This window comes from Xanthomonas sp. Leaf148 (genome assembly GCF_001423585.1).
In the GTDB taxonomy this organism is placed as follows: domain Bacteria; phylum Pseudomonadota; class Gammaproteobacteria; order Xanthomonadales; family Xanthomonadaceae; genus Xanthomonas.
On the sequence record NZ_LMOP01000008.1, the window covers coordinates 1,467,818 to 1,481,570 of the forward strand.

The 13,753-nt window shown below is 63.7% G+C and carries 9 protein-coding genes and 2 other RNA genes; 8 read left to right on the top strand and 3 right to left on the bottom strand.

Annotation, left to right across the window (positions count from 1 at the left end):
- Window positions 1-326 precede the first annotated feature (326 nt).
- Together ASF90_RS22095 and ASF90_RS10685 are read left to right on the top strand one after the other, a co-directional pair.
- Window positions 327-394: non-coding RNA, sX9 sRNA (locus tag ASF90_RS22095), on the top strand.
- Between the two features lie 210 nt (window positions 395-604).
- The gene (locus ASF90_RS10685; RefSeq protein ID WP_055849481.1) at window positions 605-2,611 is read left to right on the top strand and encodes a M1 family metallopeptidase; all 2,007 of its coding nucleotides are present in this window, start codon (window positions 605-607) and stop codon (window positions 2,609-2,611) included.
- A gap of 617 nt (window positions 2,612-3,228) precedes the next feature.
- Here ASF90_RS10685 and ASF90_RS22100 read toward each other — a convergent pair.
- Window positions 3,229-3,305, bottom strand: a non-coding RNA gene (locus ASF90_RS22100) — sX9 sRNA.
- Between the two features lie 174 nt (window positions 3,306-3,479).
- Between ASF90_RS22100 and ASF90_RS10690 the strand changes: the two genes are divergently transcribed.
- The 5 genes from ASF90_RS10690 to ASF90_RS23435 all read left to right on the top strand — a co-directional run bounded on the left by ASF90_RS10690 (window position 3,480) and on the right by ASF90_RS23435 (window position 11,001).
- Entirely contained in the window at window positions 3,480-6,635 is a 3,156-nt protein-coding gene (locus ASF90_RS10690; RefSeq protein ID WP_055849484.1) for a TonB-dependent receptor, read from the top strand.
- Window positions 6,636-7,068: 433 nt separating this feature from the next.
- Complete coding sequence (locus ASF90_RS10695) at window positions 7,069-7,830, top strand: SapC family protein (RefSeq protein ID WP_055849489.1); 762 nt, start codon at window positions 7,069-7,071, stop codon at window positions 7,828-7,830.
- Window positions 7,831-7,834: 4 nt separating this feature from the next.
- Window positions 7,835-8,863, top strand: a complete 1,029-nt coding sequence (locus ASF90_RS10700) for a cupin-like domain-containing protein (protein ID WP_055849492.1) — start codon at window positions 7,835-7,837, stop codon at window positions 8,861-8,863.
- A 41-nt stretch (window positions 8,864-8,904) separates the two neighbouring features.
- A complete protein-coding gene (locus ASF90_RS10705) occupies window positions 8,905-10,422 on the top strand; it encodes a tryptophan halogenase family protein (protein ID WP_055849495.1) in 1,518 nt (505 codons plus the stop codon).
- 246 nt (window positions 10,423-10,668) lie between these two features.
- Window positions 10,669-11,001 (top strand): hypothetical protein, encoded by a 333-nt coding sequence (locus ASF90_RS23435; RefSeq protein ID WP_153066572.1) that lies wholly within the window; start codon window positions 10,669-10,671, stop codon window positions 10,999-11,001.
- A 13-nt stretch (window positions 11,002-11,014) separates the two neighbouring features.
- On the opposite strand, the gene ASF90_RS10715 is transcribed toward ASF90_RS23435, so the two are convergent.
- The gene (locus tag ASF90_RS10715; RefSeq protein WP_055849500.1) at window positions 11,015-12,007 is read right to left on the bottom strand and encodes an MBL fold metallo-hydrolase; all 993 of its coding nucleotides are present in this window, start codon (window positions 12,005-12,007) and stop codon (window positions 11,015-11,017) included.
- Between the two features lie 66 nt (window positions 12,008-12,073).
- Entirely contained in the window at window positions 12,074-12,481 is a 408-nt protein-coding gene (locus ASF90_RS10720; RefSeq protein WP_055850384.1) for a hypothetical protein, read from the bottom strand.
- A 361-nt stretch (window positions 12,482-12,842) separates the two neighbouring features.
- Here ASF90_RS10720 and ASF90_RS10725 point away from each other — a divergent pair, with 361 nt between their 5' ends.
- Window positions 12,843-13,637 (top strand): hypothetical protein, encoded by a 795-nt coding sequence (locus ASF90_RS10725; protein WP_055849503.1) that lies wholly within the window; start codon window positions 12,843-12,845, stop codon window positions 13,635-13,637.
- Window positions 13,638-13,753: the final 116 nt, after the last annotated feature.

The following is a 13,753-nucleotide window of genomic DNA, read 5'->3' on the forward strand; positions in this document are numbered from 1 at the left end:
TTCGCCGCTCGCGGCACACGCCGTGAACTCCATGCGGTCTCGGTGGCGGCATCCATGCCGCCACACGGTCCCGCAATCGGCGAGGACACCGCACCAGAGAGCTTGCTGGCTGCTTTACTCAAAGCCATGCATACCGACCATCCCGACTGGTCCTTGCCTGCCTACCGTCGCGGGACCTTACGCGGCATGGATGCCGCGTAAGCGCTGACAAGGACGTACTTGCAGCGTGTCCCGCGATGGTAGGTGGGCAAGGACCCTGCAACCAAGAGCAGCTAATAAAACTACTGTGCAGCCGCCAAGGGGCGCGGCCGGTGCTCGGAATCCTCATGTACCACTCGTAACACTCCGGTTCCTCCGCGCCCACCTGACGACTGCTCGCTACGTTTTGTTGTCCACTTTAAGCCGCAGATCAGCCGCCCTGCGGTAGGCAGGCGTGGGTTAGTTTTGGTGGCCGCTCTCAGCGTCACCAGCATGGCTGTCGCGCAGATCGTCGAGCGGAGCGCTGCTGCCGCGGAATCGTGCAGCGCCATCCGGGACCAATGGCATTCCCGCGCGCGGCGAGGCGCGCCGTAGGATGGAAGTCCCCCACGCCGCAGGATTTCGCATGACCCCCACCGTGCGCCGATCGCTTACCGTTGCATTGTCACTGGCATGCGTTGCCGTGCCCGCACTTGCCGCTCCCGCACCAGCCAGTTCCGCAACCGCAGCACCCGCACCGGCCAGCCCTTTCGATCCACTGGCCTTGTTCGCCCCGTTGCAATTACCCGATGCGCCCAATGCCTACCGCAGCGGCAGTGGCGTGCCCGGGCCGTTGTTCTGGCAGAACCGTGCCGATTACCAGCTAGACGCGCGCATCGATCCGGCCAGCCACACGCTCACCGGCACCGCCGCCATCCATTACACCAACCACAGCCCGGACGCGTTGGACGTGCTTTGGCTGCAGCTGGACCAGAACATGTACCGCGCCGACGCGCGTGCGGCGGCCAGCCGTCCATCGCGGCGCACCGAGTTCACCGAGGGCATGCAGATCGCCAGCGTGGAGATCGAGCGCGATGGCCGCCGCCAGCCCGCGCATTTCGTGGTGGACGACACCCGCATGCGCGTGGACCTGCCGCAGCCGCTGGCCGGGCAGGGCAAGGCGCTGACGCTGCAGATCCATTACCGCTACCGCATTCCCGGCACCTGGGGCGGGCGCACCGCTTACAGCGCCAGCAAGCAGGGTGAGATCTACGAGATTGCGCAGTGGTACCCGCGCATGGCCGTCTACGACGATCTGCGTGGCTGGGATACGCAACCGTATCTGGGCTCGGAGTTTTATCTGGAGTACGGCGACTTCGATTACGCGGTGACCGTGCCGGATGGATTTCTGGTGGCCGGTTCCGGTGCGTTGACCAACCCGGCCGAGGTGCTCAGCCGCGCCGAGCAGCAACGCCTGCAACAGGCGCGCGACAGCGACCGCACGGTGCTGATCCGCACGCCCGCAGAGGTCGCCGCACGCGCAGCGGCACCGGCAGCCAGCGGCACGCGCACCTGGCGCTTCCATATGGAGCACACGCGCGATGTCGCGTTTGCCGCATCGCCTGCGTTCGTCTGGGATGCCGCACGCATCAATCTGCCGGGCGGCAAGCAGTCGCTGGCGATGTCGGTCTACCCGGTGGAAGGTGTGGGCGCGGATAAATGGAACCGCTCCACCGAATACGTCAAAGGTGCGATCGAACATTTTTCGCAGTGGTATGCGTACCCGTGGCCCGCTGCGATCAACCTGGGCGGCTACGGCGCGGGCATGGAGTACCCGGGCATCGTGTTCGATGGCTTTGAAGACGGCGGCAAGGACCTGTTCTGGATCACCGCACACGAGATCGGCCACACCTGGTTCCCGATGATCGTCGGCTCCAACGAACGCCGCCATGCCTTCATGGACGAAGGCTTCAACACCTTTATCGATGTGTACGCATCGGATGCCTTCAACAAGGGCGAATACGCGCCCAAGCGCGACTCGGAATATGCGCCCAAGGGCGGAAACCCGGTCGATGAAATCCTGCCGTTGCTGGCAGATCGCACGGCGCCCACCTTGATGGATATCGCCGATGCCACCAGCGAAACCTACCGTCATCCGCTGACCTATTTCAAAGGCGCGTTGGGGTTGGTGTTGCTGCGCGAGCAGATTCTGGGGCCGGAGCGCTTCGATCCGGCGTTTCGCAAATACATCGCCACCTGGGCTTACAAACATCCCACGCCTTCGGATTTTTTCCGGTTGATGGAAAGCGAAAGCGGTGAAGACCTGAGCTGGTGGTGGCGCGGCTGGTATCTCAATAACTGGCAGCTGGACATGGGCATCGCCCGCGCGCAGTACGTCGATCACGACCCGGCCAAGGGGCTGCAGCTCACCTTACGTAGCCGGCAGAAACTGGTGATGCCGGTCACCGTGCGGGTGGATCTGGCCGACGGCAGCCATCTGGACCGTCGCGTGCCGGTGGAGACCTGGCTGCAGAACACCGCCCCGACCTTGACCCTGCCTACCACGCAGAAAGTGCTGCATGTGACCCTGGACCCGGATCATGCGCTGCCGGATGCCGACCGCAGCGACGATCGCGTGGACGTGATCGGCTGACCGTCGCCAGCGCGAGCGGGCTGACGACCCCGCTCGGCAATGCGCGCAATCGCCGCGCGCTGCAACCGCGCTACGCGGCGCAATCGATTGCGAAGATTGCGCCGTTTTTCTTTGTGCATCCGTCGGCGCTGCACTGGTTTCCAACGCCACGACGTCAGCCGGCATCAGTGCATGGCCATCGTGTGCGTCGCGCGTCTGAGTCAGCCGCGTTGTTGTCGATGCGACGTTTGCGCAATCGCCTTGCGCGACCCTGCTACGCCGGTTTCATTGTGCGAATTTCACCGTGGCCGTCGCCGGTTTTCGCGCAATCGGATGATAACGCTTACAGCCGCGCTGCCATTGATTACCGCATGCGGGCTCAAGCGAGTGCCGTATCGGCTGTAACAGTGCGTGCCCATCACTATGCTGCAACGCACGGTGACAAGCGCTTTATCGCCTGACTAGGCTGCGCAGCGTGTTAGCGCTATCACTGGCAGACACACCGTGCATGGCACGCGTTGCGCAGCTGTCGCCGACATCACCTCTGTTGGCGATGTCTGCTGCAGGCATGCACTGCACAACGCAGTCGACGATCGTAGGGGCGATCGGCGGCATGCGCGCTAGGGGACCGTTAGAGCAACCAACAAAACGTAGCGAGCAGTGGTCAGGCGAGTGCGGACGGCGCGCTTAGAACCGGAATGTACGAGCGGTACATGCCGATTCCGAGCACCGGCCCCGTCCGCCTGGCGGCTGCACAACAGGTTTGTCAGCTGCTCGTATTCACAGCAGTGCTGTTCCATCGCCTACCGGGCGGTGGTCATGACTTCGCCGTGTCGCATGCCGCGACATCGGCCGTAGGCGGTTGGACTCCACTCCCGAGGACACATCGATGCGTCGTACGTTGAACAGCTTCAAGTCGAAGGCCATGTTCACCTTCGTTGGCGGCCTGTTGGTCATCAATCCCGCGTTTGCGCAGGACGTCGCGCCGCCGACACCCGCGCCGCAGTCCAGCAGCGACTCTGCCACCACGCTCGATACCGTCAACGTCACCGGTATCCGCAGCAGCCTGGACCAATCGATGGGCATCAAGCGCGATGCCGCCGGTGTGGTGGATGCGATCAGCGCCGAAGATATCGGCAAGTTTCCGGACACCAACCTGGCCGAATCGCTGCAACGCATCACCGGTATCTCGATCGAACGCCGCGATGGCGAAGGCGCGCAGGTCACCGCCCGCGGCTTCGGCCCGCAATTCAATACGGTTACGCTCAATGGCCGCCTGATTCCCGGTGCCGACGCCTTCGGTGCGCCCGGGCAGACGCCGATCGGTGGCGTGGATGTGGGCACGCGCGCGTTCAATTTCGCGCAGCTCGCCTCCGAAGCCATTACCGGCATCGAAGTGTTCAAGACCAGCCGCGCCACTGCACCCAGCGGCGGTATCGGCGCCACGATCAACATCCAGACCGACAAGCCGTTCAATCACGAGGGCGTGGTGGCCAATGCCGGCGCCAAGATGGTGTCCGATCGCTCGCAGCCGTTCGGCGATTCGCTCACCCCGGAAGTGTCGGGCATCTTCAGCTACACCAACCCGGACAAGACCTTCGGTATCGGCCTGAGCGCCAGTTATCAGAAGCGTCATGGCGGTTCGGTGCAGGCCACCGAAAACCGCTGGAACATCCAGCGCTGGACCGGTACCGACCCGGCACTGCGTCCGGACACCGTGGTGACCAACGCGCCGGCCATCGGCCAGCTGTATGGCCTGCCCAACGATATCCGCTACGCATTCGCCGACTTCCAGCGCGAGCGCATGAACGGCCAGGCGGTGATGCAGTTCGCACCGACCGACAGCCTCACGCTGACCCTGGATTACACCTATTCGTCCAACGAGATCCGCGAAGAACGCGGCGAGCAGGGCATCTGGCTGCAACGCGCCAACAGCTTCACCGATCTGACCTTCGATACCGGTCAGACCGTGGCCACGCCGGTGTATCTGCGCGATGTGCCCAACGGCGCCAAGGACTTCGGCATGGAGCAGCAGCGCAACGAGCAGAAGTACACGCTCGGTTCGCTCGGCTTCAACGCGGACTGGCAGGTGAGCGATCGCTTCCAGCTGACCTTCGATGCGCACAACTCCAAGACCCAGAGCCTGCCCAATGATCCGGTCACCGGCGGCAGCGCGACTTATTTCAGCTTTGCCGGCACCAACAACTGCACCGGTGGTCCGTCCTGCGGCGGCCAGTGGGGGCAGGAGTTGTGGTTCAACAACTCGCTGCCGATCGGCGCACGCACGTGGTATCCCACCGTCGCCGATTCGCTGGCCGGTACCAATGGCGTGGTCAACCCGGACTTCACCAAGAACAATCTGGGTTCGCAGGTGCAGCGCATCTACTATCAAAAGCAGGTGACCGAGACCAAGGAAGGCCGCCTGGATGGCAAGTTCGATTTCGACGACGGGCGTTTCCAGTTCGGCGTCAGCTCGTCCAACACCACCATGCACCGCCTGACCAGCGACAATTATTCCACGCTGGGCGACTGGGGCGTGGCCAACGCCGGCAGGGAGCCGGGCATGACCGACCTGCTGCGGCCGGTGAGCATCGTCGGCATGTTCGATGACTTCAACGCCAATGGCGCCGCGCGTAATGCATGGCGCGGCGATGCCAGCCAGCTGGCGCTATGGGGTGGAAGCCAGTACGGCGCTGCGACGCGCTACAACCCGCTGTACAGCGCGGACAATCAGGTCGAAGAAAAGACCCGCGCGGCGTATGTGCAACTGGAATTGACCGGCGACATCGCCGGCATGACCACCAACACGCGCCTGGGCCTGCGTTACGAGCGCACCGATGTGGAATCCACCTCGCAGGTGGCCACGCCCGTCGCGCTGCAATGGCAGGCCAACAACGACTTCCAGTTGCTGCGCTCCGCCGAGCAGCAACCCTTCAGCGAAAAGACCAGCTACAACTACATCCTGCCGAATCTGGATTTCAGCATCGATATCACCGATCAGCTGAAAGGCCGTGCCTCGTTCGGCCAGACCATCGCGCGGGCGCCGTACAACAACCTCATCGCCGGACCCACGCCGAACACGCCGTCCGGCTCGGTCCTGATCAACCCGTCCAACCGCGCCAGCGGCGATTCGCAGACGCCGACCCTGGACCCGCTGGAATCGGACAACCTCGACCTGGCGCTGGAATGGTATTTCGCCGATGCCAGCTATGTGTCGGCCACGTTCTGGAACAAGCGTGTCAGCAACTTCATCGGCACTACAGTCTCGCGCGAAACCCTGTACGGCTTGACCGACCCGACCTCGGGGCCGGACGCGCAGGCGGCATTGGCGTTCCTGCAAAGCGGCGCCTGCACCGCGCAGGTGGGCGCCGCCGGCAACGACGTGGCGGCGGCCTGCTCGGCCAACGATACCTCGCTGTTTGCGGCAATGGCCTTGCTGCGTAACGCCGCTGCCACCGGTGGCCTGGGTGCGTATAACGGCGGCTCGGCGCAAAGCCTGGCGTTGGAAAATGCGTACGACATCGTGGGCAATGCCTCCGACCCGCTGTATCAGTTCGATGTGTCGCGACCGGTCAACCAGAACAAGGCCAACATCCACGGCTGGGAGCTGGGCGGTCAGTATTTCTTCGGCAGTACCGGCTTCGGCATTTACGCCAACTACACCATCGTCGAAGGCGATGTGGCATTCGACAACAACGTCATCGATCGCGATCAATTCGCGTTGCTTGGCTTGAGCGATACCGCCAACGTGATGCTGATGTTCGAGAAGTACGGTTGGAGCGCGCGTCTGGCCTGGAACTGGCGCGACGAGTACCTGATCGCGGCCAATCAGGACGCCTCCAATCGCAACCCGTACTACGTCGAGGCTTATCAGCAGATCGATCTCAGCCTCAGCTACGCGGTCAACAAGCAGCTGTCGGTGGGTTTTGAGGCGATCAACCTCACCGGCGAAGACGTGCGTTGGCACGGGCGGTCGGAGAAGCAGATCGTCCGCCTGATCGACCAGCAGCCGCGCTATACGTTGGGTGTGCGCTACGCGTTCTGAGTGCATCGCAGAGGTCGTGATGCTTTGACGCCAGTGCGGCCTGTCTGCGCAGCCGGTGTGTGCCTTGGTGCACACCGGCTGCCGCGCGGGCTGTCTCTGCGCGATACGCGCATGCGATGGTGCCAGTCGAGATCTGTGGGGCGAGACGCTGCCGCACCAGCCACGCAGGCTGCATGCGTCATCCGGCAGCGACCTCGGAGACGAGCGCAACAGGCGGCACAGTTGCGCTGCGTCATCGAAGTGAAACCGGCCCACGGATGACGTGTCCGCCAATCGACAGCCCATCATCTGCAGTCCGCCGGCACATGCTGCTCTGCCGCTTGCCGGCTTCGCACTTTTTGGCAATGCTCGCGGGCAGCAGGCGCGGCATGTCGTCGCGTGATCGATCCCCGACCGGTGCAGTGCCCATCGCAGGCCACTGCTGGAGCTTTAGATGACGCGATATGCAGTGCTCAACAATGTGGCGCACCACGATCTGCGCGTGATTCTGCGCTTTGGTGCCGAATTCGGCGATGCGGTGGGCTTTGTGCCGGCATTCGTCACCGAGTACGCCGAGCTGCAACGCGAATACCCGCTGTTCTTTCGCAAGGATGCGGCCACCGGCGCCTATCAGTCGGTGGCCCTGCTGGGCTTTGCGCCCGACGAAAACCTATTTCTGCAAGACGGCCGCTGGAATGCGGGTTACCTGCCGGGCATCGTCGCCAAGGGGCCGTTTCTGATCGGGTTTCAGGAGCAGCGTATCGATGGCGCGCTGGTGCAGGAGCCGGTGATTCATGTCGACCTGGAGCACCCGCGCATCAGTCGCGCAGACGGCGAGCCGGTGTTTCTGCCGCAGGGCGGGCACAGCGCCTATCTGGAACACATCATTAGCGTGTTGCGCGGCATCCGTGACGGCATGGATGCGGGGCAGGCGATGTGCGCCGCCTTCGATGCGCTGGGCCTGATTCAACCGGTGAAGCTGGATGTAGTGCTCGACGACAGCCACGGCGTGCACCTGGAAGGTCTGCACAGCATCGACCGCGAGCGATTGGCTGCGCTGGATGGCGCAGGCTTGCAGCAGCTGCATCACGCCGGATATCTGGAAGGCGCCTTTTTGATGCTGGCCTCGCACCACAACCTGCGCCGGCTGATGGGCGAGAAACAGCGGCGGCTCCAGCACCTGCAGGCCGCTGCTGCAGCCGCGGCAAACGCTTGATCGCATGAGCGCATTGTCATCGATCGCCCCGTTGCCCGAGCGCAGCGACTGCCGGCCGGATGCGGCATTGCTGGCGCAGTTGTGCGCGGCTGCGCAGCCGCTGGTGCTGCGCGGGGTGGCGCGCGACTGGGCGCTGGTACAGGCCGCGCAGCGTGGTACATCGCAGGCCATGACGCAGTTGCGCAGCATGGATACCGGCCGCGCACTGCAGTATTCGTATGGCGCTCCGGACATCGGCGGCCGGCCGTTTTATCGCGACGATTGCAGCGATCTCAACTTCGAGGTGCAGCGCGGTAGCTTGAGCGCGCTGCTGGACGCGATCGAGGCGCATCTGGACGATCCGCAGCCGCCTACGTATTACCTGGCCTCGTTGCCGATCGATGCGCATCTGCCGGGCTTTGCGGCAGGCAATGCGCTGGATGTCAGCGCAGACGGCAACGCCGTGCCGCCCAGCATCTGGATCGGCAACCGGGTCATCGCCTCCTGCCATTTCGATGCGCCCAATAACTTGGCGGTCTGCGCGGTAGGCCAGCGGCGCTTCACGCTGTTTGCGCCCGAGCAGGTGGCCAATTTGTATCCGGGCCCGCTGGAACCCACGCCGGGCGGCCAGGTGGTGAGCATGGTGGATGTGATCAATCCGGATCTTGCGCGCTATCCGCGCATGGCCGATGCGGTGTCGCAGGCGCGTACGGCGGTGCTGGAACCGGGCGATGCGATTTTCATCCCCAGCATGTGGTGGCACCACGTGCAATCGCTGCAGCCGTTCAATGTGCTGGTCAATTATTGGTGGAGCACCGCTCCCGCGCAGCTGCCTGCACCGATGCAGGCGCTGTATCACGCGCTGTGGGCCATCCGCGACCGACCGGCCTCGGAAAAGGCCGCCTGGCGTGCGTTATTCGACTACTACGTGTTCGGCCCTGCCGAGCGTGCCGGCGAACATCTGCCCGAGCACGCGCGCCAGGTGCTGGGCCCGATCGACCCCACACTGGCGCGCCAGCTGCGCGCCATGCTGATCGGCAAGCTCAATCGCTGATCACCTCCATCGTGTTGTGCTCCCACTGACAGGAAAACGCCGTGAACCAGGCCAGGATTCGCAAGGTTGTCATCGCCGGGGGCGGCACCGCCGGCTGGATCGCCGCCTGCGCGTTGTCGCATCAGTTTCGCGACTTGTTGGACATCACCCTGGTCGAGTCCGATCAGATCGCCACCGTGGGGGTGGGCGAGTCCACGGTGCCGCCCATCCGCACCTTTCATCGGTTTTTGCAGATCGACGAACAGGAGTTTCTGCGCGCGGTCGCCGGCACGTTCAAGCTGTCGATCTCGTTCGAGCATTGGCGCCGGCAGGGCGAGCGCTATATCCACCCCTTCGGCATTACCGGCCAGAGCACGCTGGTGTGCGCGTTTCATCATCTATGGCTGGAAAGTCAGCGCCGCGGCATGCCCGGCGCGTTCGGCGATTACTGCCTGGAAACCGTGGCCTCGCGGGTGGACCGCTTCGCGTTGCCACGCGAACCGGCCGTCAACTATGCCTACCACCTGGACGCGGCGTTGTACGCGCGGTTTCTGCGCACGCGTAGCGAAGCGCACGGGGTCACGCGTGTCGAGGGCAAGATCCAGCAGGTGACGTTGCAGCCAGACAGCGGTGATGTGGCCGCGCTGGTGCTGGAGGACGGGCAGGTGATCGAAGGCGACCTGTTCATCGATTGCACTGGCTTCCGTGGTCTGTTGATCGAGCAGACACTGCACACCGGCTACGAAGACTGGAGCCACTGGCTGCCGTGCGACCGCGCGGTGGCGGTGCAGACCGAAGCTGTGGGCCCACCGGTGCCGTATACGCGCGCCATTGCGCATGAGGCGGGCTGGCGCTGGCATATTCCGTTGCAGCATCGCGTTGGCAACGGGCTGGTGTTTTCCAGCCAGCACATGTCCGATGACGAGGCGCACGCCAAGCTGCTGCGCGACACGGCCGCAACCCCGGTCAAGGAGCCGTGGCTGGTGCCGTTCCGCACCGGGCGACGGCTCAAGGCCTGGAACAAGAATGTGGTCTCGCTCGGCCTGGCCAGCGGATTTATCGAGCCGTTGGAATCCACCAGCATCCATCTCACTATTGCCGCGGTGGTGCGGTTGATTACGCTGTTCCCGGCCGATGGCATCGCGCCGTCGCAGGTCGATGTGTTCAACGACATCAGCCGCACCGAGATGGAACACGTACGGGATTTCGTCACCTTGCACTACCACGCTACGCAGCGCGACGAGCCGCTGTGGCAGCAGTGTCGCGACATGGAACTGCCCGACTCGCTGCGCCTGCGTCTGCGTGCCTGGCGCGAGCGCGCGCACGCCTGGCAAGGCACCGACGAACTGTTTCGCGTGGATTCCTGGACGCACGTCTTGCTGGGGCAGGGCGTGGTGCCGCAGCAGCATCATCCGCTGGCGGCGGCGTTGTCCGACACCGATCTGCGCCGCCTGCTGGATGGCATTGCGCAGCCGATCCAGCGCGTGGTGGAGCAGATGCCGTCGCAGCAGGACTTCATCAGCGCGTATTGCAAGGCTGACGAGCAGCTATGGGGTGGGCGCAGGCGGGTGGCTATGTAAGTATGTTTAGTTGCTTGTTTCCCACACCTTAAGATGCCTGCGTGCTCCAACTAAAGATCACGACATGAAGGCGATTAGGTGCACTGCGTTTCAGGAGTAACGGGAAACGTGTTGATTGATCTGGAAGCCATAATGCTTGCAAGGTGCTGCTTGCTCCGCCGAGCGTAGCAATGCTGCCGGACCGTGATAGGAACGCTTGCATTTTCGCAGGGGCTACGCAGAAATGGTAGCGCCGTCAATACGATAATGATGCTGCTCACCGCCGACAGTAATACGCCAACCATCAGTAACGCGTTGTCCTTGAATAGATCTCGGACTTGGAAAAACGCCATGCCGGCGAACATCGCGATCAGTACACCGCTGCGAGCAAGCCGCTGGTTAGAGCGCATGCGCTCCATCGACGCGCGCAGACGGCGATTTTCCTGCATTGGATCAACGGCTGGTTCCATATCTTGCGGCACTATTTTCGGCCTGCGAAATGCCCTGCAACGGGCAGTTAAAATGATGAAATTTGACTTGTTCGATCTTTCAAGTTTTGGATTTATTCCAAAGCTTGCGCATCATTATCTTGATCCATAGTGTAGTTCCGCCGCTACAGCCGCATCAAATCCGCGCCGACCACGATCGGCCCGGCGTAGTGTTTGCGCGCGCCCTCGCTCCACATCGCCTCAGTGATGCTGGGGTCACCGCCTGGCACGAAGTGATTGAGCACCAGCATCTTGGCGTTGGCCGCGGCGGCGATCCGCCCCACCTCTTCGCTGGTGGAATGGCTCTTGAGCAGATGGTCCAGCAAGGTGGGGGCGTTGTCGTTGGTCTTGAGCATCTTTTCCAGCGCGGGCAGATACATCACCTCATGCACCAGGATATCGGTGTCCTTGGCAAATGCGGCCAGCGCCGGCAGGTAGCGCGTATCGCCGGAGAACACCACCGTGCGGTCGCGGGCCTGGAAGCGGTAGGCGAACGCCGGTTTGAGCGTGTAGTGGTCCACCAGCGTGGCGGTCACCGTGACCTGATCGTTCTGCAACACGGTGCCGGCCTGGTCGAACTCGTGCACATGGATGAGCGGTTTGAACGGCGGGCGGCCTTCCTCGCGGATGCGCGCTTCAATGTCGATGGCATGCATTTCGACGAACGCATCCACCATCTTGCCGATGCCCGGTGGCCCATACAGATGCACTGGCGTCTGCAAGCCACTGGCCCAGGCGAGCCACACCACAGTGAGCAGATCGGCGTTGTGATCGGAATGATGATGGGTCAGGAAGATATCGCGCAGTGCGGGGAGCCGGATGCCGGCCTTGGCCAGCTGTTGGGCCACACCGTTGCCGCAATCGATCAGGTACGGCTGCCCGTCGATCACCAGCGCATTGGCTGCCGCCGCACGCAGCGGCGAGGGCGTTGGCCCGCCCTTGGTGCCGAGCAGCACCAGCACGCTGCCCTTGGCCGGGAACGGCGCAGGCGCGCTGCCGTCTGTCGCAACCTTCTTGCGGGGAGCGGCAGCGAGTTGGCTTGCCGCCAGCAACGCGCCGGCACTGAGTGCGGTCTTGAGCACACCGCGGCGGCTGCGGAGATTGGTGAAACTGGTCATCGCGGTTCCGGGATCATCGGGGGACAGGATGTCGGCAGCGATCGAAACACGCCGCGCCGGCACGACTCAGCGTTGTTTCGCCACAAAGTCGCGCAGCGCGGGTGAGCGATAGAACGCCATGCATTGCGCAAAGATAGTGGTGAACGGCCCGCGGCGTGCTTCGTCCTTCATCGGCACCTCGCCACGGTGATACTCCGCCGTCTGTTGCGCGACAAAGGTCTGCAACCGCCCGGTGGCGCCAGGCCTGGCATTGTCCAGCGCGTAAGTGGTGAGTAGATACGAGCGGTCGCGCAGTTGGTCGGGTTCCAGCCGGCCGCTACGTTCGTAGTTCTGCTGCAGGCACAGCTGCAACGCATAGGCCTTGACGTCTTCCGCGGCGGCCGGCGCCGCGGCCATTGCGGCAGTGGAGATGGCGGACACTGCGGCAAGCAACGCGGCGGTGACGGCAGGGCGACAGCGATGGGAAAACGGCATGCCGATCCTGGCGATGGAAGTACTGGCAGTCTGCAGGATTGCCATGTGCTTTGCTCGCTTGAACATGCGATGCGCTTGGCGTGGCAGGAGCGTGCGTCGCATCGCCGCATCGCCGCATCGCCGCATCGCCGCAGCGATGGCTGCGCAGGCACCACAATATGCGACCACATGGATTGCCGGGGATTGCGCTTGGTGCCGTCTCCGCGAGGCCAGTCGGTTTCCAAAGTAGGTCGGCCCAAGGTCCTGCGACGCGGCGTCATCCTGCCTGGCACCCGCACTGCCTTGGCAGCGCTGCACACGCTTGCCGCCATGCAGGCGAGTCCGCATAGTGCGGCACCATCGGAACAAGAGCGTCGCAGCCATGGATGTGCGCAACACCACGAGACGGCGCGAGCGCCGTCGCTACGCATGCCGGCTCGCAGTGCTGACCTCGCTGTTGTCGTCGCAGGCGCAGGCCTGGCATCCGCAGTATCCGCCCTGGTCGCGGCCGCCCGTTGGCCCCGAGTGCAAAGTGGACTCGCTATCCGCGGTAGAAGGCAGCGTGCAGTGGGAGGACGTGACCCATTTTCGCGATGCAAACACTGTGCTCGCCATGGACAATCGCGGCGCAGCGCCGATGTTGCAGGTAAACGACGCAGCCGGACGCGTGCTGCTGACACCGGTCGAATTGGGTGGTGGGCTGCTTGGTTTTCATGACGTGGAGCGCGTGGATCTCAATGGCGACCGTCGTCCGGATTACGTGGTGACCCTGGGTAGTGGCGGCGTTGGTCTGGCCGGCGGCAATGCGTGGCGCACCGTGGTGTTGTCGCAGGGCGATCGCTACCGCGCACTGCGTGTGCCCACGCATGAACCCACCGCCGACGATTACCGGCGCGTGCCACGCCGTCGCGGTTGCGCGCTGCTGCAGCTGTCGGTGATCACCGCCAACCCGGCTGCGACCCGCGACCATCGCTGGCATACGTTCTGGGTGTACCGGTTGATGCGTTTTCAGGGCGCTCGCGCGATCGAAGCGAACCGCGCGTTCCCGGGTCTGCCGAACTGGATTCTGTACACGCATCGCACCGGCAACAGCACCGCGACCACGCTGTTGAACAATGCCACCAAGAGACAGTTGTGGAACGACCCATCGCGGGAGCGCATCACCGCGTTGCCGTAACTGCGCCAGGCAAGACGCTGGACACATCGATCATGCAGATGGCTGTGCGGAGCACCGCTGTGCTTCTAAGAGTGGCTCACAACACGTGGCGAGCAGTCGTCCGGCGCATGTGGACG